This is a genomic window from Telluria sp. ZT3P39 (genome assembly GCF_059685935.1).
This window is the reverse complement of the sequence record NZ_JCASIH010000014.1, coordinates 1-20,229: the sequence shown is the minus strand read 5'-3', so window position 1 is coordinate 20,229 and position 20,229 is coordinate 1. Positions and strand designations below refer to the sequence as shown.

At 65.1% G+C, this 20,229-nt stretch carries 23 protein-coding genes; 7 read left to right on the top strand and 16 right to left on the bottom strand.

Going from position 1 to position 20,229, the window contains the following annotated elements; all coding sequences use genetic code 11:
- Positions 1–2: 2 nt before the first annotated feature.
- On the top strand, positions 3–551 hold the full coding sequence (locus AC56LR_RS14215; protein ID WP_497131308.1) for a putative glycolipid-binding domain-containing protein: 549 nt from the start codon (positions 3–5) through the stop codon (positions 549–551).
- Between the two features lie 88 nt (positions 552–639).
- Positions 640–2,610 (top strand): peptidase U32 family protein, encoded by a 1,971-nt coding sequence (locus AC56LR_RS14210; protein WP_497131306.1) that lies wholly within the window; start codon positions 640–642, stop codon positions 2,608–2,610.
- 58 nt (positions 2,611–2,668) lie between these two features.
- Here the strand turns inward: AC56LR_RS14210 and AC56LR_RS14205 are convergent, their stop codons facing one another.
- Positions 2,669–3,649, bottom strand: coding sequence for a Bug family tripartite tricarboxylate transporter substrate binding protein (locus tag AC56LR_RS14205; protein ID WP_497131305.1), 981 nt, complete (start codon positions 3,647–3,649; stop codon positions 2,669–2,671).
- A 258-nt stretch (positions 3,650–3,907) separates the two neighbouring features.
- Here AC56LR_RS14205 and AC56LR_RS14200 point away from each other — a divergent pair, with 258 nt between their 5' ends.
- Positions 3,908–4,942: a hypothetical protein gene (locus AC56LR_RS14200; RefSeq protein WP_497131303.1), complete on the top strand. Its 1,035-nt coding sequence runs from the start codon at positions 3,908–3,910 to the stop codon at positions 4,940–4,942.
- A gap of 25 nt (positions 4,943–4,967) precedes the next feature.
- Here AC56LR_RS14200 and wrbA read toward each other — a convergent pair whose 3' ends face one another.
- From wrbA to mltG, 12 genes are all read right to left on the bottom strand, one after another.
- Positions 4,968–5,567 carry an NAD(P)H:quinone oxidoreductase gene (wrbA, locus tag AC56LR_RS14195; RefSeq protein WP_497131301.1) on the bottom strand — a complete coding sequence of 200 codons (600 nt, stop codon included), beginning with the start codon at positions 5,565–5,567 and terminating at the stop codon, positions 4,968–4,970.
- Between the two features lie 325 nt (positions 5,568–5,892).
- Positions 5,893–6,792 (bottom strand): lipid A hydroxylase LpxO, encoded by a 900-nt coding sequence (lpxO, locus tag AC56LR_RS14190; protein WP_497131299.1) that lies wholly within the window; start codon positions 6,790–6,792, stop codon positions 5,893–5,895.
- Between the two features lie 147 nt (positions 6,793–6,939).
- Positions 6,940–7,167, bottom strand: coding sequence for a DUF6139 family protein (locus AC56LR_RS14185; protein ID WP_497131297.1), 228 nt, complete (start codon positions 7,165–7,167; stop codon positions 6,940–6,942).
- A gap of 107 nt (positions 7,168–7,274) precedes the next feature.
- Positions 7,275–7,475 (bottom strand): hypothetical protein, encoded by a 201-nt coding sequence (locus AC56LR_RS14180; protein ID WP_497131295.1) that lies wholly within the window; start codon positions 7,473–7,475, stop codon positions 7,275–7,277.
- Between the two features lie 188 nt (positions 7,476–7,663).
- Entirely contained in the window at positions 7,664–8,578 is a 915-nt protein-coding gene (locus AC56LR_RS14175) for a class I SAM-dependent methyltransferase (RefSeq protein ID WP_497131294.1), read from the bottom strand.
- A 118-nt stretch (positions 8,579–8,696) separates the two neighbouring features.
- Complete coding sequence (locus AC56LR_RS14170; RefSeq protein ID WP_497131292.1) at positions 8,697–9,359, bottom strand: ankyrin repeat domain-containing protein; 663 nt, start codon at positions 9,357–9,359, stop codon at positions 8,697–8,699.
- Positions 9,360–9,362: 3 nt separating this feature from the next.
- Positions 9,363–10,145 carry a TatD family hydrolase gene (locus AC56LR_RS14165; protein ID WP_497131291.1) on the bottom strand — a complete coding sequence of 261 codons (783 nt, stop codon included), beginning with the start codon at positions 10,143–10,145 and terminating at the stop codon, positions 9,363–9,365.
- Between the two features lie 35 nt (positions 10,146–10,180).
- On the bottom strand, positions 10,181–10,699 hold the full coding sequence (locus AC56LR_RS14160) for a GNAT family N-acetyltransferase (protein WP_497131289.1): 519 nt from the start codon (positions 10,697–10,699) through the stop codon (positions 10,181–10,183).
- Positions 10,700–10,710: 11 nt separating this feature from the next.
- Positions 10,711–11,088, bottom strand: a complete 378-nt coding sequence (locus AC56LR_RS14155) for a PilZ domain-containing protein (RefSeq protein WP_497131287.1) — start codon at positions 11,086–11,088, stop codon at positions 10,711–10,713.
- A 10-nt stretch (positions 11,089–11,098) separates the two neighbouring features.
- On the bottom strand, positions 11,099–12,124 hold the full coding sequence (locus tag AC56LR_RS14150) for a DNA polymerase III subunit delta' (protein ID WP_497131285.1): 1,026 nt from the start codon (positions 12,122–12,124) through the stop codon (positions 11,099–11,101).
- Positions 12,121–12,747 carry a dTMP kinase gene (gene tmk, locus AC56LR_RS14145; RefSeq protein WP_497131284.1) on the bottom strand — a complete coding sequence of 209 codons (627 nt, stop codon included), beginning with the start codon at positions 12,745–12,747 and terminating at the stop codon, positions 12,121–12,123. Before tmk ends, AC56LR_RS14150 begins: the two co-directional genes overlap by 4 nt.
- The gene (gene mltG, locus AC56LR_RS14140; protein WP_497131283.1) at positions 12,744–13,742 is read right to left on the bottom strand and encodes an endolytic transglycosylase MltG; all 999 of its coding nucleotides are present in this window, start codon (positions 13,740–13,742) and stop codon (positions 12,744–12,746) included. The genes tmk and mltG overlap by 4 nt, the downstream gene beginning before the upstream one ends.
- 113 nt (positions 13,743–13,855) lie before the next feature.
- Here mltG and ygfZ point away from each other — a divergent pair, with 113 nt between their 5' ends.
- Genes ygfZ through AC56LR_RS14125 form a run of 3 tightly spaced genes read left to right on the top strand, consistent with a single transcriptional unit; the run spans position 13,856 to position 15,956 of the window.
- Positions 13,856–14,914, top strand: a complete 1,059-nt coding sequence (gene ygfZ / locus AC56LR_RS14135; RefSeq protein ID WP_497131281.1) for a CAF17-like 4Fe-4S cluster assembly/insertion protein YgfZ — start codon at positions 13,856–13,858, stop codon at positions 14,912–14,914.
- Between the two features lie 2 nt (positions 14,915–14,916).
- Positions 14,917–15,204 (top strand): DUF4936 family protein, encoded by a 288-nt coding sequence (locus tag AC56LR_RS14130; protein WP_497131280.1) that lies wholly within the window; start codon positions 14,917–14,919, stop codon positions 15,202–15,204.
- Positions 15,195–15,956, top strand: a complete 762-nt coding sequence (locus AC56LR_RS14125) for an NRDE family protein (protein ID WP_497131278.1) — start codon at positions 15,195–15,197, stop codon at positions 15,954–15,956. The genes AC56LR_RS14130 and AC56LR_RS14125 overlap by 10 nt, the downstream gene beginning before the upstream one ends.
- Here AC56LR_RS14125 and AC56LR_RS14120 read toward each other — a convergent pair.
- The 3 genes from AC56LR_RS14120 to AC56LR_RS14110 all read right to left on the bottom strand — a co-directional run bounded on the left by AC56LR_RS14120 (position 15,953) and on the right by AC56LR_RS14110 (position 18,044).
- Entirely contained in the window at positions 15,953–16,861 is a 909-nt protein-coding gene (locus AC56LR_RS14120) for an SDR family oxidoreductase (protein WP_497131277.1), read from the bottom strand. The genes AC56LR_RS14125 and AC56LR_RS14120 overlap by 4 nt on opposite strands.
- Positions 16,862–16,887: 26 nt before the next feature.
- Positions 16,888–17,670 carry an SDR family oxidoreductase gene (locus AC56LR_RS14115; protein WP_497131275.1) on the bottom strand — a complete coding sequence of 261 codons (783 nt, stop codon included), beginning with the start codon at positions 17,668–17,670 and terminating at the stop codon, positions 16,888–16,890.
- 71 nt (positions 17,671–17,741) lie between these two features.
- Entirely contained in the window at positions 17,742–18,044 is a 303-nt protein-coding gene (locus AC56LR_RS14110; protein WP_497131273.1) for a Dabb family protein, read from the bottom strand.
- Positions 18,045–18,328: 284 nt separating this feature from the next.
- Here AC56LR_RS14110 and AC56LR_RS14105 point away from each other — a divergent pair, with 284 nt between their 5' ends.
- A complete protein-coding gene (locus AC56LR_RS14105) occupies positions 18,329–20,029 on the top strand; it encodes an MFS transporter (protein ID WP_497131271.1) in 1,701 nt (566 codons plus the stop codon).
- Positions 20,030–20,229 lie beyond the last annotated feature (200 nt).

Here is a 20,229-nt window from a genome sequence, read left to right as displayed (position 1 = left end):
CCATGCTGCACGTGTACCGTTGGCAAACCATTGATGGCGTCGGGCTCGAACACCTGAGCCTGCAGCGCCGCGACGACATCATCGTCGCGGAAGGCGTCGTCATTGGCGTTGCCGGCGACGAGGAGCCCTTCGGCTGCAGCTACCGCATCTGCTGCGACGCGCGCTGGCGCGTGCGCGCGGTCGAGGTGCATGCCGCAGGCGGCGAATCGCGCGTGCTCACCACCGACGGCAGCGGCTGCTGGCGCGACGGCGACGGCGCGGCCATGCCCGAGCTTGGCGGCTGCATCGACGTCGACATTTCGGCCACGCCCTTCACCAATACCCTCCCGATCCGCCGTCTCGGCGAACACCTGCACCAGCGCGCCAAGGTGGAGGTGGTTTACATTCCGGTGCCGGCGCTCGCGTTGGCGCGCGCCGAGCAGGCCTATACCCGCCTGGCCGACTGCCGCTACCTGTACGAAGGCCCGGTCGGAGACTTCCAGGCCGAGCTCGAAGTCGATGCGGACGGACTGGTGGTGCACTATCCGGCCCTGTTCCGGCGCCTCGGCTGACGAATTGGCCGGCTGCCACGCGCAGACCGGCAATGACTTGGCGTGCCGGAATGGCTATAATTTTGGTCTTCGTACCAAGGATCACGCCATGTCTTTGTCAGCGCACCAGCTTGAACTCCTGTCCCCCGCGAAAACCGCCGAGATCGGCCGCGAGGCCATCCTGCACGGCGCCGATGCGGTGTATATCGGGGGGCCGGCCTTCGGTGCGCGCCACAACGCCAGCAATCCGCTGGAAGACATCGCCGGCCTGGTCGAGTTCGCACACCGCTACCGCTCGCGCATCTTCGTGACCATGAACACGATCATGCACGACAGCGAACTGGAGCTGGCGCGCAAGCAGATCCACCAGCTCTACGACGCCGGCGTCGATGCCCTGATCATCCAGGACATGGGCCTGCTCGAACTCGACCTGCCGCCGATCCAGCTGCATGCCAGCACCCAGTGCGACATCCGCACCGTGGAGAAGGCGAAATTCCTGGGCGATGTCGGCTTCTCGCAGCTGGTGCTGGCGCGCGAGCTCACCGTCGAGCAGATTCGCAAGATCCGGGCCCAGGTCGACACCCCGCTCGAATACTTCGTGCACGGCGCGCTGTGCGTGGCCTTCTCGGGCCAGTGCTATATCTCGCACGCCGACACCGGCCGCAGCGCCAACCGCGGCGACTGCTCCCAGGCCTGCCGCCTGCCCTACACCCTGAGCGATGGCGAAGGCCGCGTGGTGGCCTATGAAAAGCACCTGCTGTCGATGAAGGACAACGACCAGAGCCGCAACCTGGAAGCGCTGGTCGACGCCGGCATCCGCTCGTTCAAGATCGAGGGCCGCTACAAGGACATGGGCTATGTAAAGAACATCACGGCCCATTACCGCCTGCTGCTCGACGAGCTGCTCGAGCGCCGCCCGGAATTCTCGCGCGCCGCCAGCGGCTCTACGCGCGTGCTGTTCAGCCCGGACGTGGACAAGAATTTCCACCGCGGCCACACCGATTATTTCGCACTCGGCCGCCAGGAAGACATCGGCGCCTTCGATTCGCCGAAATACATCGGCGTCGAGCTGGGAACGGTCACCCGCATCGGCCCGGACTTCATCGACCTGGCCACCAATGCGCCGATGGCCAATGGCGACGGCCTGAACTACATGAACAAGCGCGTCACGGTCGGCGTGCAGGCCAACAAGGCCGAGAAGCTGGGCGAAGACGAGGATGGCCAGCGCTGGCGCGTGTTCCCGAACGAGGTGCTGGGCAGCCTGCCCGGCTTGCGGGTCGGCACCATCGTCCACCGCAACCGCGACCACCAGTGGGAATCTGCGCTGAACAAGAAGTCGTCCGAGCGCAAGGTACGGGTCGACCTGACCTTGTCCGAACAGCCGGGCGGCCTGCGCCTGGCGGTGCGCGACGAGGACGGCATCGAGTCCGTGCTGGATGCCGCGCTCGCGCTGCAACCGGCCCAGCAGGGGCCCCTGGCCGACGCCGGGCTGCGCGCCAGCCTGGCCAAGCTGGGCAACACGATGTTCGAGGCCGGCACGGTCGAGCTTCAGTTGTCCCAGCCCTGGTTCGTGCCCTCGAGCGCGATCAACGCCCTGCGCCGCGACGCCATCGTTCTTCATGAAGCGGCGCGCCTGGCCAGCTGGGAGCGGCCGCAGCGCAAGCCCAAGGCCGAGCCGCCGGCCATCTACCCGGACCAGCAGCTGAGCTATCTGGCCAACGTCTACAACGAGAAGGCGCGCGCGTTCTACCACAAGCATGGCGTGCAGCTGATCGACGCGGCCTACGAATCGCACGAGGAACCGGGCGAGGTCTCGCTGATGATCACCAAGCACTGCCTGCGCTTTTCCTTCAACCTGTGCCCGAAACAGGCCAAGGGCGTCACCGGCGTGCAGGGCCAGGTCCGCGCCGAGCCGATGACCCTGGTGAGCGGCAACGAGCGCTATACGCTGCGCTTCGACTGCAAGCCCTGCGAGATGCATGTGGTCGGCGCCATGAAGCAGAACATCCTGCAGTCGCCGCCGCCCTCGGCGGTAGCCTACAGTCCCCTGACCTTCCACCGCCAGCGCCCGCGGGCCTGAACGAAAAACGCCGCCGGGTTTCCCCGGCGGCGTTTTTACTGCTGCCTTGCGACGCGGTTCAATCCACCGTCGCGCCGCTATCCTTCACGACCTTCGACCAGCGCACCGACTCGGCCTGCACGAACTTGCCGAAAGCTTCCGGCGATTCGCCCACGAAGTCGGAGCCGGTATCGGCCAGCACCTTCTGGAACTCGGGGCCCTTCATGACCTTGATGGCCTCGGCATTGATCTTGGCGACCACGGCCTTCGGCGTCTTGGCCGGGGCGAACATGCCGTACCAGGCGTAGGACTCGATCGCCGGCAAGCCGGCTTCCGCGAAGGTCGGCACATCCGGCAGCAGCGCCGAACGCTTGGCGCCCGAGATCGCGATCGGCTTGACCTTGCCGCTCTTAATGTGCGGCATGATCGCGATGGTGCTGTCGAACATGATCGGGATGTGGCCGCCGAGCAGGTCGGAGATGGCCGGCGCCGAGCCCTTGTAGGGTACGTGGGTCATCTGCAGCTTGGTGACGCTCGCGAACAGTTCGCTGGTGAGGTGCTGCGGCGTGCCGTTGCCCGACGAGCCATACGAGAACTGGCCCTTCTTCGACTGGATATAGGCCATCAGCTCCTTCAGGTTCTTGGCCGGCACCGATGGGTGGGCGACCAGCACCAGCGGCACGCGCAGCAGGTTGGTCACCGGCGCGAGGTCCTTGAGCGGATCGAAATTCATGTTCTTGTACAGGCTCGGGTTGATCACGATCGGTGCGCTCGAGGTGATCAGGAGGGTCTTGCCGTCGCCCTGGGCGCGGGTGACCGCGGCCGTGCCGATGTTGCCGCCGCCGCCGGCGCGGTTGTCGATCACGAAGGTCTGTCCCAGCGCCTGGGTCAGGCCCTTGGCCATCGGGCGCGCCGCGATGTCGGACGGTCCGCCCGGCGGCCATGGCACCACCACCGTCACCGTCGAATCCGGCCAGTTTTGCGCCAGGGCGCTGAGAGATATTACCGACGCCGTCACAGCGAACGCGAGTTTCTTACCGCTGCCGAAGAGTAAACGCATAGTCCCCATCCTTCTGTTGATGAATTGGCATGAGCAGCTAGTGTAGCGCATTCGACCCGCGCGTACACGGCCGCGTTGCACCGATCCACAGCGGCGCGATCGCGGCCATTTAAATATTTACAACGAAAAATGACAAATTCATTAAAGCAATAGAGATTTGTTATCGGAAATAGTTTATTTTGTAGGACGTCTCCTACCCGAGAGCTGCCCATGGACCGCCGCTATCCTTTCATCCGTCGACGCGCCAGACGCGCGCGCTTGCGACAGCGCGTAGCGGCGGCGCTCATGCTCGGCATCGCCGGCGGCGCGCTGGGGTTTGCGCTGATGGGCGAGCCGGACCCGGTCGGCGCCGGCATCCCGGCTGCGCCGACCCTGCTGGCCCTGGCGTCCACGCCGGCCGGAGCCGTCCCAGGCAAGGCGGCGCCGCGCCGCATCTACCCCTATTCGATCGTGCCGGGCGGCACCGCCACCCAGACCGAGCTGGCGCGCGTGATCCGCACCGACAAGGTGGTCGCCGCCCATTACGCAAGCTTCGATGTCGACAGGGCGCGCCCGCTCACCGTCACCAAACCGCGCGCGGTGCACGTGTCCTACCGCAAGGGCGACAAGGTGTACTGGACGGCGAAGAAGATCATGCTGGCCGAAGGCGAGACCCTGCTGTCCGACGGCAGCAATGAAATGCGGGCGCGCTGCGCCAACCGGATTTCGGACCTGGCGCAGTTCCCGGTCGAAGCCAATGGGCCGGGCGCCGAGGTGCTCGATACGATGTTCGAGGAAGGCGGCGATGGCGACCCGGCATTCGCCCTGGTCGACGGCGACGGCGCCGGCACGCAGGCACCGGCTTACGTCGAGGGCGGCAACGCTTCCGGCATGCTGCGTGCGTCGAATGGCGACACGGGCGGCATGACGCTCGCCCGGTCCGGCTCCTCCGACGGCCTGGATTCGCCGCTGTCTTCCGCGACGACGGCGCCCGTGTCCGTGGCGGCGCCCGCGGCGCAGGAAGTGCCTGCCGGGACGCCGGGCGCCCAGCCGCCTGCCACCGGCGGCACCGGCGGTGGCGGCGACGTCGCCGATCCGGTTCCGGGCGATGCCGGTACGAAGCCGGGCCCCTTCATCCCGGCGCCGAGCCTGGCGCCCCCTGCCCCGGCTACCAGCACCGACGAAGAAAAGCCGGCGGGTGGCGAAGTGCCGGAGCCGCCTGGCTTGTTACTGTTTGGTCCGGCGCTGGCCGGCATCGCCTTCTTGCGCCGCCGGCCAGTGCGACCCGGGAAGCCCCCTAGCGCGCCGCCCTGAGACAGCAAACTTCCCCGTCCTGCTCCTAGCCGAACAGCTTGTTGGCCGTGCGCGCGATCAGTTCGCCCTGGTGGCGTGCGCCGCCCAGTTCGAGTTCGCTGGGCTGGCGCTCGCCCTTGCCGCCGGCGATGGTCGAGGCCCCATACGGGCTGCAGCCGACGATCTCGTCGAGCGTCATCTGGGCCTGGTAGCTGTAAGGCAGGCCGACCACCGTCATCCCGAAGTGCAGCAGGTTGGTGATGATCGAAAACAGCGTGGTTTCCTGGCCGCCGTGCTGGGTCGCGCTGGAGGTGAAGGCCCCGCCCACCTTGCCGTTGAGCGCGCCCCTGGCCCACAGGCCGCCGGTCTGGTCGAGGAAGGCCGCCATCTGGCCAGGCATGCGCCCGTAGCGCGTGGGCGCGCCGATGATGATGGCGTCGTAGTCGGCCAGTTCGTTGGGGGTGGCGACCGGCGCATCCTGCTGCAGCTTGAAATGCGCGTTCTTGGCGACTTCTTCCGGGACCGTTTCCGGCACCCGTTTCAGGTCGACGGTGGCGCCGGCCGCGCGCGCGCCTTCGGCCACGGCCTTGGCCATCGTTTCGATATGACCATAGGTCGAGTAATAGAGCACCAGGACTTTCGACATTGCTTTCCTCCCTCGGTTGAATGCATCGTTCAAATACCGCGAACTGGCATTGTGGGCGGAAACGGTATTTCGTGACGTGCGGCTGGCCCGGGCGTAAAAAAGGCCGCTCGCGCGGTAATGCCGTTCAGTTAGCATAAAAATGTAGGGTGGCCGGCTTCGCCGGCCGCGCGTTCACATCACCGATGCGCTGTGGCAGATCACATCGGAGCTGGACGCGCGGCCGTTCGTCGTTCAGGCCACTGGCCTGAACGACCCCGGCCACCCTACGTTTGACTGAACAGCATTACCGCTCGCGCGGCCCTTCGTCGTGCAGTTCAGCCCGGCCTCAGATCCACCAGATCAAGGCGCCCAGGCCCACGACCAGGACAATGCGCACGAGGTTGTAGGCGGTCTTGTTCCAGGCCTTCAGGCGGCGCCGGTACTGGCCCATGTAGAAGGAAATACGGAACAGCTTGCTGACCAGGCCGACCTGGTCCCCGGATTCGTTGGGCGAGGCGGCAGCCGTCATCACGGTGCGGCCGAACCAGCGGTTGAAGGCGCCCATCCAGCCGAAGCGCATCGGGCGCTCGATGTCGCAGAACAGGATGATGCGGTCGCTGTCGCTGCCGTTGATCGCCCAGTGGATATAGGTTTCGTCGAAGATCACGCCCTGGCCGTCGCGCCAGCTGTAGCGCTCGCCGTCGACTTCGATGAAACAGCGGTCGTCGTTCGGCGTGGCCAGGCCCAGGTGGTAGCGCATCGAGCCGGCGAAGGGGTCGCGGTGCGGGTTGAGCTTGCCGCCCGGCGGCAGCTCGGCGAACATCGCGGCCTTGACGGTCGGGATCGCCTGCAGCAGCGCATAGGTCTGCGGGCACAGGCGCTCGGCCGACGGGTGGCTGGCGTCATACCATTTCAGGTAGAAGCGCTTCCAGCCGTTCTTGAAGAAGGAATTGAAGCCGGCATCGTCGTTCTGCTCGGCGGCCTTGATCTTCTTCAGCAGCAGCAGGTTCTCGGCTTCGGCGCGGATGACCGGCCAGTTTTCCTGCAGCTTCGCCAGTTCCGGGAAGGCGCTCACCGGAATGTAGGGCGTGTTCGGCACCTTCGAGAACTTGTGCATGAAGATGTTGATCGGCGCCATGAACGACGAATGGTCGAACAATTGGCGACGCAAAGGCAGGCGCACGCGGCCGCGGAAATGGATGTGCAGGATCGACAGGAAATAAAAACCAACCACTACCCACTTCATCGCGTCTCCCGTCCCAGCGCAAGGTGGCTGGCAGCTTAAAGGGACGCAGGATACCATAACGGCCACTCAGCCGTGGCAGGCTGGAGGCCGGCGCCCCGGCCCGGGCCCGGTCGTGGACCGGGCCGGAAAAGGACGGACGGGAGGAACTCAGTGCTGGACCGAGGTAATGGCATACCCCTTTTCGTCGATCTGGCCGCTCACGTTCTCGATGTCGTAGTCGGGCAGCTGCTCGGCGCCGTCGTCGACCTCGATGGCCCGGATTTCGATTTCCCAGTCGGTATTGGTGGCTTCTTCAGGGATGTTGCGTGCTTCCGGTACTGCCAGATAGGACAGCTTGCCGTCATTCTCTGCTCTACGGTAAATATCCAGGCGCATAGTCGTTTCCTCAAGTCAAAAGCCCACTTTCCCGATGAAAGAGGGGCAGTTCCACGGTAGAAGATTGAAACGCTGTCGTCTGTTAATTGACCCACACTCAGCCGGTGTCAGCGGCCGGGCGATGCACCGAGGATGCGGGCCGGCAGCAAAACGATGGCGCGCAGCAGTTCGAACACCGCATCGACGCCGACGCCGAGCAGCCGCAATGGCAGCAACAGCAGCCACACCAGCGGATACAGCACCAGGGCCAGCAGTGCGATGGGCCAGCACAGGAACAGCAGTACCAACCATAGCAGGAAACCTAGCATTGTCCTCGCTCCTTTGAAATTGACGGCGCAGGAGAACTCTAGGTGCTGGGGCGGGCGCAGGCAAACGCTGTGCGACAGGCGGGGGAAAAGGCGGGCTGGATGGGGGAATTCGCCTGTTGGGCGGATTCCCACCGGCCGTCCCCTCGTGTGGGGACGGCCCTCCCCGGGGCCGGGGGCGGCACAAAAGGTCAGGCGTAGGCGGGCACGTCCTGGGCGACGCGCTGGTTGATCACCTGGGCGCGCAGCGAGGCCTGCAGCGAAGGGATCGAGCCGCCCGCGCGGTACTGGAAGGCGATGTGCAGCAGGTCGCCGGCCACCACTTTCACGGGCTGCTCCATCGGCAGCGTCATGTAGTGATTGAGCCAGTCGATCGTGTTCGACTCTTCCGGCACGATGGCCAGCACGTTCTTGGTGATGAAGCGCATCGCGTTGAGCGTGCCGCTTTTCTCCACCACGACGGCGCCTTCCCAGGCGAACACGCTGTCGACCGGCTGGCTGAAGTCGATCAGGCTGTACACCGCCGGCTGCGCGAGTTCGACCGTGCCCGGATAGATGACGTTGGTTTCCTGGAATTGCACGATGGGCGCGTGGAAGCCCTCGAAATCGTATTCCTGCTCGACCGGCTGGGCCGCCATGATCACGGCTTCCGGCAGGAACACCGGCAGCGGGCCGCCGAACTTGGCCAGGTAGCGGCGCTTGAAGGATTCGATGACCTCGACCTGCTTCTCGCGCAGCATGGCCACGTGGATCATTTCGCAGATCACGACGTCGACCGGCTCGGGCGGCAGGTAGTCGAAGGCGTCGGCGTGGATCACCTCGACCTTGTGGCCGTTCGGATTAATCGCGAGGAACTTGCGCGCTTCGCGCACCATGTCGGGATTGAACTCGACGCAATAGACCTTGCTGGCCGCCTGGGCCGCGAAAAAGGACAGCACGCCGGTGCCGCCGCCCAGTTCCAGCACCCTGGCGCCAGGCTTGACGGCATAGTGGATGGCGGACTTGAAGCTGTGCATCCGGTTCTGGTCCATCAGCATATTGTGATGGTAATGGACTGGAATGAACTGCCCCAGGTAGCAGCTTTCGATTTCGCGTTCGTTCAGCATGGTGTTCCTTTGCCCTTACGGCTTGTACGGTAAGGACATTATGGACAAGGAAGCACCGCGCCGATTGGCCGAGCTGCGGGGTGTTTACCGCCTAGTTCCGCGCGGCAATGTTAAACGGCTATCGTTTGAACGAGGCGATCGCCGCCGCAAGGTCGCCGCGGCCGGCGCGTGCGGCGATCCGGGCCGCGGTGAGCCCTTCGCTGTTCTCCAGACCGGAATCGGCCCCCTGCTCCAGCAGGAAGGCCACCATCGCCTCCTTGCCTTCGCGCGCCGCCATCATCAAGGGTGTGTAGGCGCCGCTGGCGCGCGGCGAGACGGCGTCGAGCCTTGCCTTGCGTTCGACGAGCAGGCGCGCAATCCCGATATCTCCGCTGGCGGCCGCGTAATGCAGCGCCGTCCAGCCCGGGCGGTTGACCTGCGCCCCCTTGGCCAGTAGCGCGGCGGCCGCTTCGCGGTTAGGCTTGAAGGCGGCCATCATCAGGGCGGCATTGCCGTTCATGGCGGTCGCTTCCAGGTCGGTGCCGGGATGGGCCAGCAGCGCTGCGAGCACGCGCATCGCGTCTTCGCGCACCGCGATCACCAGGGCCGGCTCGCCGCCGACGGGGTTGATCTCGTTGGGATCGACCTCGCGCGCGATCAGTTCCTCGACCTTCTTCACGTCGTCGAGCTGGACGGCGCGGAAGAAGGCGGCGACCTGGGCCGGCGTGGCAGCCGCGGCCAGCGGGCTGCACAGGGCCGCCGCCAGCAGACAGCCCTGGATCAGCGCGCGGCGGGTCATCATCGCTCAGGCCTGTGCGGTGCTGAACAGCTTGAAGAAATTCTCGCTGGTCCGGGCCGCGACCTCGCGCAGCGACACGCCCTTGAGGGTGGCGATGTATTCGCCCACGTGGGCGACATAGCCCGGCTCGTTCATGCGGCCGCGGAACGGCACCGGCGCCAGGTAGGGCGAATCGGTCTCGATCAGCATGCGCTCGAGCGGCACGGCCTTGGCCACTTCCTGCAATTCCCTGGCGCTCTTGAAGGTGACAATGCCGGAGAACGAGATATAGAAGCCCTGCTCCATGGCCGCTTGCGCCACTTCCAGCGATTCGGTGAAGCAGTGCATGACGCCGGCGACGCCGCCGGCATCGAGGCCGGCGCCCTCTTCCTTCATGATGCGGATGGTGTCGGCGCTTGCCGCGCGGGTGTGGATGATCAGGGGTTTGCCGGTCTCGCGCGAGGCGCGGATATGGGTGCGAAAGCGCTCGCGCTGCCATTCCAGGTCGCCCTCGAGGCGGTAGTAATCCAGGCCCGTTTCGCCGATGGCGATGATCTTCGGATGGTTCGCCAGCTCGACCAGCTGCTGCACGGTCGGCTCCGGCGTGTCTTCGTAGTCGGGGTGGACGCCGACCGAGGCATAGATATGCGGATACTGCTCGGCGAGCGCGAGCACCTGCGGAAAGTCCGGCAGGTCGACCGAGACGCAGAGCGCATGCGTGACCTTGTTCTCGGCCATCTTGGCCAGGATCTCGGGCATGCGGACGCTCAGTTCCGGGAAATTGATGTGGCAGTGGGAATCGATGAACATGCCGGTATTGTAACCGGAGGGGCGTGGGTGGGAGCTTATGCCACGCGCTTGCCCAGGATAATCAGGTCGCGCTCGATCCCATCCAGGTTCGCCACGCGCGGGAAATGCGCCCACTTCTCGAACCCATACTTGTCGAACAAAGCCAGGCTGGCCGCGTTGTGCCCGAAAATAAACCCCAGCAGCGTATGCACGTTCACGTTCGGCGCAAACGCGATCGCCTGCTCCAGGCAATAGCGCCCGATCCCCTTGCCGCGTGCGCTTTCCGCGATATAGATCGACAGCTCGGCCGTGCCCGAATAGGCCGGGCGGCCATAGAAGTTGGAATAGGACAGCCAGCCCAGCACTTCCGGCTGCGCGCGCCCGTCGTCGGCTGCGTGAATCACCCACAGCGGCCGGCGCTCCGGCGCATGGTCGGCAAACCACTGCTCGCGCGACTGCACGGTGACCGGTTCGGTGTCGGCGGTGACTTCGCGCGAGGCGACGGTGGAGTTGTAGATGTCGACGATGACGGGCAGATCGTCGCGGGTGGCGAGGCGGTGAAAGTAGGACGGCATGGGTAGGTTGATTACAGCGTATGGGTCGCACGTGCCGAGCGCAACGCGGCGCCGAGGATCTCTTCGATGCGCAGCTTGGCGCGCTGGCCGGCTTCGTCGTCCGGGAAATGCACGCCGATGCCTTGCGCCTTGTTGTTGTTCGCGCCCGCCGGAGTGATCCAGGCGACCTTGCCGGCGATCGGGTATTTGTTGGGGTCTTCCATCAGCGACAGGATCAGGTAGATCTCGTCGCCGATCTTGTAGGGCTTGTTGGTCGGCACGAACATGCCGCCATGCTTCAGAAAAGGCATGTAGGCGGCGTACAGGGCCGCCTTTTCCTTGATCGCCAGCGACAGCACGGACGGCCGCGGTGCTTGCGGGGCGTTCGGCTCTGGGGGCGTGGCGGTCATCGGTATCCTTTCATGCGCAGCATGAAGTGTACTCAAGCAACATATCTTCGACAAATAATTTTGCCGACAAGGGATGGTCGGCCACGGCGCGGCGCTCATTGGCCGACTTGATCGCCCGGTTCAAACTGGCAGTGTGCACCCGCCCGGCCAGGCTCGCAAGTTGCCTCTCGTAGCGCGGATAATACCGGACCTTGCCCGCCAGTTTCACCGACATCAGGTCGTACAGCCAGCGCTGCTGCCAGGACACCAGGGACGCCAGCGGCGACTTCGACAGTTTCTCGGCGGCGCGCAGGGCGCCATCGACCGCCGGATTCGCCAGGAACTGCAGCAGCGCGTCCAGGTCTTCGCGGCTGCCGCCTTCGGCCTCGTTCAGTGCCGCCAGCGGCGCCCCGCCCTGCTCGCGCAGCCAGCTGTCGGCGTCAGGCACGCCTTGCGCCGACAGCCAGGCCAGCGCCTCGGCATGCGAGGGCATCGGCAGCGCGAACTTGCGGCAGCGCGACAGGATGGTGGGCAGCAAGCGGTCCAGGCTGTTCGAAGCCAGCAAAAACACCGTGCCAGGGGGCGGCTCTTCCAGGGTTTTCAGCAGCGCATTCGAGGCCGGCATGTTCAGCGCTTCGGCGGGATACAGCACCACGATGCGCAAGCCCTGGCGGTGGGTCGAGATGTTCATGAAGTCGGCCAGCGCCCGGATCTGCTCGATCTTGATTTCTTTCGAGGGCGCCTTGGCCGACTTCGATTTGCCGGCGGGCTCGGCGCCATCCTCGCCCTCGCCCGGGGGCTCGTCCTCCAGTGCTTCCGGGCGCACGCGGCGGTAATCCGGATGGTTGTTCTGGACGAACCAGCCGCAGGACGCGCAGGCTGCGCAGGCGTGGCCGTCCGGGCGCACGTTCTCGCACAGCAGCGATTGCGCAAAGGTTTCCAGGAAATCGGCCTTGCCTACGCCGGCCGGACCGTGAAACAGGATTGCGTGCGGCAGGCGCGCGCGCATCGCCTGCAGGCGGGTCCAGGCATCGCCCTGCCATGGGTAAATCTTCACAACAATTTCTCCAGCACTTCGGCCAGGCGCAGCTGGATGTCGGGAATCGTCCGGGTCGAATCGACTACCACGATGCGTCCCGGGAACTGGGCCGCGCGGCGCAGGTATTCGTTACGGCATTTCTGGAAGAAGTCGGCCTGCTCGCGCTCGAACTTGTCGAGGGTGCGGGTGGCGTCCAGCCGTTCGCGCGCAACCTCGAGCGGCACGTCGAACAGCAGGGTCAGGTCCGGCTGCAGGTGGGGATGGACCCAGGCTTCCAGCGCCTCCATCTTTTCGCGGTCCAGGCCGCGGCCGCCGCTCTGGTAGGCGAAGCTGGCGTCGGTGAAGCGGTCCGACAGTACCCAGTTGCCCTGGGCCAGCTTGGGCTCGATGATCTGCGCCAGGTGCTCGCGGCGGCTGGCGAACATCAGCAGCGCCTCGGTTTCCAGGTGCATCTTCTCGTGCAGCAGCAGATCGCGCAGCTTCTCGCCCAGCGGCGTGCCGCCCGGTTCGCGCGTAGGCACGACGGTCTTGCCGCGCATGGAGAGGAAATCGTTGACGAAGCCGATATGGGTCGACTTGCCGGCGCCGTCGATGCCTTCGAAAGTAATGAACTTGCCTTTTACGATACTGCCTTGCGTCATTGGTTCATCCGCCGCTGATACTGGTTCACGGCCCGGTTATGGTCGTTCAGGTTGTCCGAGAACTGGCTGGTGCCGTCGCCGCGCGAGACGAAATACAGGGCCTCGGTCTTGGCCGGCGCCAGCGCCGCCGCCAAGGACTGCACGCCCGGCAGCGAAATCGGCGTCGGCGGCAGGCCCGAACGCGTATAGGTATTGTAGGGGGTATCGGTTTCCAGGTCCTTCTTGCGGATCTGGCCCGCGAAACGCTCGCCCATGCCGTAGATCACGGTCGGATCGGTCTGCAGCAGCATGCCGGTGCGCAGGCGGTTGACGAACACGCCGGCAATCATGGTGCGCTCGCTCTTCTGCCCGGTTTCCTTCTCGATGATCGAGGCCATCACCAGCGCTTCGTACGGATTCTTGTACGGCAGGCTCTTGTCACGCCCTTCCCAGGCCGCCTTCAGGTGGCTCAGCATGGCCTGGTGCGATTTTTTATAGATGTCCAGCTCCGACGAGCCCTTGGCGAACAGATAGGTGTCCGGGAAGAACAGGCCTTCGGGCGAGGTGTAATCCTTGGAGATCTTTTCCATCAGCTCCTTGTCGCTCAGCTTGACGGTGTCGTGCTTGAGGCGCTGGTGCGCAGCCAGGGCCGCGCGCATCTGGCGGAAGGTCCAGCCTTCGATGATGGTGACGGTCTCCTGCGCGAATTCGCCCCGCACCAGCTGGGACAGCAGGCGCCGTGGCGAGGTATTCGGCTTGAGCTCGTAGCTGCCGGCCTTGATCTTGCCGGCCTGGCCGGTGACCCGCGCCAGGATATTGAACAGGTGGCGGTTGACCGGCACGCCGGCGCTCGCCATCTGCTGGGCGGCCGCGCCCACGCCGCTGCCCGGGTTGATCGAGAATTCGATGACCGGCGGGCTCGTGGTCAGTGGGCTCTTGGCCCACCAGGAAAAGCCGGCGGCCGCGGCCACCGACACGACGACGCCGGTGACCAGGAGTTTTTTGATGAATGCCATGTGTTTTTGTTTGGGTTTCTGCCGGGGGTTTTGTCCCCTCCGGCGCGATTTTGCCGACATCTTTATAATGAGCCCGTAATGATAAAGCCTAATTGCTAATACTAACTGGATTTATGCCTAACTGGACAGACACACTTGCCTCGCTCGGCGCCCGTTTCCATGTCGACGATGCCGCGAGTATCGACGATTTTGGCCGCCCGCTGACCGCAACCGAACTTCAGGATGGTTTCGTGGCTCCGGTCACCGACCTCGGCATCATCGCCGTGGAAGGCCTCGATGCCGCCAGTTTCCTCCACAACCAGCTGACCAACGACGTCGAGCACCTCGGCCGGTCCGAGGCCCGCCTGGCCGGCTATTGCACCCCGAAGGGACGCCTGCAGGCCACCTTCCTGTATTGGCGCGATGACGAGGCCGTGTATTTGCAGCTGCCGCGCGCGATCCAGGCGCCGCTGCAAAAGCGCCTGTCGATGTTCGTGCTGCGGGCCAAGGCCAAGCTGCGCGACGCCACGGGCGAGCCGCCTTTCGCGGCCGTGCTGGGCCTGGGCGGCGCCCGCGCCGAAGCGCTCCTGCGCCGCTTCGTCGCGACGCTGCCGGATGCCCCCAACGGCAAGGTCGCCGGCGATTTCGGCACCGTGATCCGCCTGGCCAATGCCTTCGGCGCGCCGCGTTACCTGTGGCTGGCCACCGTCGATGCGGCCACGTCCGCCCTGCCCGTGCTCGCCGGCGAACTCGCGCTGGGCGGCAACCAGGCCTGGCAACTGGCGGCCATCCACGCCGGCGTACCCCAGATTACCGCGGCCACGCAGGAGCAGTTCGTCCCGCAGATGGTCAACCTGGAGCTGCTGGGCGGCGTCAATTTCAAGAAGGGCTGCTATCCGGGCCAGGAAATCGTCGCACGCAGCCAGTATCTGGGCAAGCTCAAGCGCCGCACGGCCCTGGCCACGGTGGAGAATGCCGCCGCGCGCGCCGGCGACGAAGTCTATTCGATGATCGATCCGGACCAGCCTTGCGGCATGGTCGTCAACGCGGCCGCCAATGGCCTGGGCGGCGCCGACCTGCTGGTCGAGATGAAGCTGGGCGCGCTGGGCGAAGACGTGCGTCATGGCGCGGCCGGCGGCCCGGCGCTGCGCTTCGAGCAAATGCCCTACCACCTCGACGCGCTCGACATCTAGCGATGATCGACCTGTACGTCTATTACAAGGTGCGCGCGATCGATGCCGCACCCCTGGCGCCGCGCGTGCGCGCGATGCAGGCCCGGCTTGCCGAGGGCGGCGTAGCCTGCCAGCTCAAGCATCGGCTGGAAACCCGCGACGGCTTGCAGACCTGGATGGAAGTCTATCCCGGCGCGCGTGACGGCTTCGACAGCGTGGTGGAAGCAGCCGCGCACGACGCCGGACTTGAAACCTTCATCCAGGGCCCACGCCGGTCCGAGATCTTTACGGACTTGCCGCCATGTGCCTGATCGTTTTTGCCTGGCACGTGATGCCGGGCGTGCCCGTCATCGCCGCGGCCAACCGCGACGAATTCTACGACCGTCCCGCCAGCCCGGCCGCCCCCTGGCCCGAACACCCGCATGTGATCGCGGGCCGCGATTTGCAGGGCGGCGGCAGCTGGATGGGGATCACGACGACGGGGCTGAACGGCCCGAAATTCGCCGCCCTGACCAATATCCGCGGCCCGCTGGAACGGCGCGAGAATGCGCCCACCCGCGGCGACCTGGTGGCCGGTTTCCTGGCCGGCGCGCTCGGCGCCGAAGAATACCTGGCCAGAATCATCGCCCGCGGCGACGTCTATAACGGCTACAACCTGGTGCTGGGCGACCGCGACGCCCTGTACTGGTATTCGAACCGGGGCGTCGACGATCCGCGCAACGGCAAACCGCTAGAGCAGGGCCGCATCTACGGCATCTCGAACGGCCTGCTGGACGCGCCCTGGCCCAAGGTGCTGCGCACCAAGGCGCAATTCGCGAGCCTGCTGTGCCAGGGAGCGCCGGAAGACGCCTATTTCGAGATGCTGGCCGATACCACCCGCGCGCCCGACCTGCGCCTGCCGGAAACCGGCATGCCGATCGAGGTCGAGCGCATGCTTTCGCCGGTGTGCATCGAGTCGCCGGGCTACGGCACCCGCACCTCGACCGTGGTCAAGCTGTACCGCGAGGGGGAGCCGGAGCTGCACGAGCGGGTCGTGCAGCCGGAGGGCCAGGCCCGCGGCTAGCGCCGCCCCTTGATTCCGGCCTTGAGCATCTCGCGCACCTGGGGCGTCGCCGCATACGGATCGGCCGGCGCCTTTCCCTGCACGATCGCCTCGAAGCGCTCGGCCACCGTCCCCAATGCCTGCGGGTGCGAATAAATATAAAACTGTTCCTTGCGGATCGCCTCGAAGGTGATCCGCGCGACATCCTGCGCCGTCACCTTCCCTGACTCGACCGCTTTTTCGGTCACCAACTGCGAAGCCGCCTGGCTGGCGGTGCGGTGCCCGTGGCTGGCCAGCTCATGCGGACGGTTGCGCTCGGACTGCGCGATTCCCGTGGGGACGAAATAAGGGCACAGCACCGAAGCCTTGATCGGCGCATCGACCAGCTGCAGGTCGTGGTAAAGGGTTTCGGAAAGCGCCACCACCGCGTGCTTGGAGACGTTGTAGACCCCCATCGCCGGCGGCGTGAGCAGGCCCGCCATCGAGGCCGTGTTGACGATATGGCCTTCGTAATCGCCGTCGCGCCGGGCGCACTCGAGCATCACGCGGGTGAACACGCGCACCCCATGGATCACGCCCCACAGGTTCACGCCCAGCACCCATTCCCAGTCATCGAGCGAGTTTTCCCAGATCAGGCCGCCGGCGCCGACACCGGCGTTATTGAAGACCAGGTGCACCGCGCCGAAGCGGGCAATGGCCGAATCGGCCAGCTCCTGCACGTGCGAGCCCTTGCTGACGTCGCACACCATCGACAGCACCTCGGCGCCCTGCGCCAGCAACTCCCCGGTGGCATGCTCGAGCGCCTTGGACTGGATGTCGGCCAGCACCAGCTTCATGCCCAGGCCGGCGGCCGTGTTGGCGAACTCGCGCCCCAGGCCGCTCGCGCCGCCGGTGATGACTGCCACCTTGCCGCGAAAATCCTTCATGCTGCTCTCCTCTTGCCCGCCCGTGGTCAGACTGCCGAGACGCCGCCGTCGACGGCTAGTGTCTGGCCGGTAATGTGCTTGCCCGCGTCGGAGGCGAACAGCACCACCGCGCCCTTCAGGTCCTCGTCGTCGCCCAGCCGGTTCAGCGGCGCGTCCTTGGCCAGGTTCTCGGCCCCGAAGGCGGCCAGCACGCCCTTGGTCATTTTAGAGGGAAAGAAGCCCGGCGCGATCGAATTCACGGTGATCCCGTAGCGGCCCCATTCGCCGGCCAGCGCCCGCGTGAAGTTGACGACTGCGCCTTTCGATGTGTTGTAGGCGATGGTCTGCATGGTGCCCGGCGGGTTGCCGGCCAGGCCGGCGATCGACGAGATACTGATGATACGCCCGTAGCGGCGCGGAATCATGGACAGTTTGGCGACCGCCTGGGTGACCAGGAAGATGCTGCGCACGTTCAGGTTCATCACCTTGTCCCAGGCCTCGAGCGGATAGTCCTCGGCCGGGGCGCCCCAGCTCGCGCCGGCGTTGTTCACCAGGATGTCGACGTGGCCGAGTTTGGCGATGGCCTGCTCGGCGAATGCGTGCGCCTGGGCTTCGTCGGACAGGTCCGCGGCGATGCTGCAGGCGTCGATCCCGCGCGCCTGCAAGTGGGCCACGGCCTCGTCGAGCTCTTCCTGCTTGCGCGAGGACACCAGCACACGCGCGCCCTGCTCGCCCAGCGCTTCGGCCATCTGCAGGCCGAGGCCGCGCGAGCCGCCGGTCACGATGGCGGTCTTGTTTTTGAGGGAAAAGAGTTCCTGGGTGGTGCGCATTGCTTGTCTCCGTTTTATTTTTTAAGTGTCAGTGCTGTTGCTCACTTCGGGTGAACACTCCTACCGCATCCTTATACCTCGTAATCCATGCACTGCCGCCCTTCGCGAATCGCCCCGATGAAGGGCACCAGCGCCTTGTGGGTCGGGTGGTTCGCATACGCCTCGAGCGCCGCGCGGTCGGTGAATTCCGAGTACAGCACGATGTCGTAAGTCGCTTCCAGCCCCGGCTGCGCGATCGTCACCTCGAAGGTGAGCATCCCGGGCACGATGTTCGCGCATTCATCCAGCCGGCGCTTCATCTCGCGCGCATTGGCTTCGCGGCCGGCGCCTTCGGCCTCGTCCTTCAATTTCCACATCACGATATGCTTGATCATTCCTGCTCCTGTTTCATTGTTGCCGGGACCGCTGCAAACGAGAATAGCATGCTTAAGTACGGTCGTTCGCAAAAGAATTGTCAAAAAATATTGCGCATTGCACCATGCTTTTCCCCAGAGTGCAAACCGGCGCCGCCATGCTGCGCAGCCCCCGCCTGGTAGCTCATCAGTAAGCTTCGCGTAAGTTTGAAGACAGCACCGTGTAAGGATACCGGCACACACTCCGCTCAAGCTGACAAACCATCAGCCTTTCCGACGACACTAAAACCTATACGGAGACACCCATGGCAATCACACCCGGCATGACCGCGGGAGGAAAAGCGGCACCTTCCTCCAGGGGACTGACCAAGGAAGAGAAAAAAGTCATTTTCGCTTCCTCGCTCGGCACGGTATTCGAGTGGTACGACTTCTACCTGTACGGCTCGCTTGCCACCATCATCGCCAAGCAGTTCTTCATCGGCGACCCGACCACCACCTTCATCTTCGCCCTGATGGCCTTCGCCGCCGGCTTCATCGTGCGCCCCTTCGGCGCGCTGGTGTTCGGCCGCCTGGGCGACATGATCGGCCGCAAGTACACCTTCCTGGTGACCATTCTGATCATGGGCGCCTCGACCTTCCTGGTCGGCCTGCTGCCGAGTTACGCCACGATCGGCATCGCCGCGCCGATCATCCTGGTGAGCTTGCGCATCCTGCAGGGCCTGGCCCTGGGCGGCGAATACGGCGGCGCCGCCACCTACGTGGCCGAGCACGCCCCTGAGGGCAAGCGCGGCCTGTTCACCTCCTATATCCAGACCACCGCCACGATCGGCCTGTTCCTGTCGCTGATGGTGATCCTGGGCACCCGTACCGCGATGGGCGAAGACGAGTTCCAGGCCTGGGGCTGGCGCATTCCCTTCCTGATCTCGGTCGTCCTGCTGGGCGTGTCGGTCTGGATCCGGATGTCGATGGCCGAGTCGCCAGCGTTCGCCAAGATGAAGGCCGAGGGCAAGACCTCGAAAGCCCCGCTGTCGGAAGCCTTCCTGAAACCGAAGAACGCCAAGGTCGCCTTCCTGGCGCTGGCCGGCCTGACCATGGGCCAGGCGGTGGTCTGGTACACCGGCCAGTTCTACGCCCTGTTCTTCCTGACCAAGACCCTCAAGATCGACGAGCCGCTCGCCAACATCCTGATCGCGGTCGCGCTGGCCCTGGCCACGCCCTTCTTCATCTTCTTCGGCTCGCTGTCGGACCGCATTGGCCGCAAGTGGATCATCCTAGGCGGCTGCCTGATCGCCGCGGCGACCTACTTCCCGATCTTCAAGGCCATCACCCACTACGGCAACCCGGCCCTGGAACGCGCGATCCAGACCTCGCCCGTCGTGGTCGTGGCCGACCCGGCGACCTGCCACTTCCAGGTCGACCCGACCGGCACCAAGAAATTCCCGTCGTCCTGCGACATCGCCACCCGCATGCTGACCGCGGCTTCGGTGAGCTACAACGTCCAGGAAGCCCCGGCCGGCACCGTCGCTACGGTCAAGGTCGGCGACACCGTCTTCCCGTCCTTCAATGCCGTCATGACCCCGGATAACCTGAACTTCGACGCCGACTCGAAGGCGAAGGAAGCCGCGTACAAGAAAGACGTCACCGGCGCCCTGAAGGCGGCGGGCTACCCGGAAAAAGCCGACACCGCGGCCATCAACAAGCCGATGGTGGTGCTGCTGCTGTTCATCCTGGTGCTCTACGTGACCATGGTCTACGGCCCGATCGCGGCGATGCTGGTCGAGATGTTCCCGACCCGCATCCGCTACACCTCGATGTCCCTGCCCTACCACATCGGTAACGGCTGGTTCGGCGGCATGCTGCCGACCGTGACCTTCGCCCTGGTGGCGTTCAAGGGCGACATCTACTACGGCCTGTGGTACCCGATCATCATCGCGCTGGCCACGGTGGTCATCGGCGGACTGTTTGTCAGGGAAACCAAGGACAACGACATCTACGCGGCCGATTAAGGTCTGCTAGCCGCCGGGTGGTCCGGTAGCAAAAAAGGGAATGCGGGCAAGATCGCCGCGTTCCCTTTTTCTTTGTTGGCACTTCGGGGTCAGGTTGAGGCAGTCCGTGATTCATGGACATCCAAATAGGGGACAATATGCCCCGGAAGGATAAACATGAACCCGAAAAAGAAGCAGCTCCCATCCAAGCGGGAGATCAT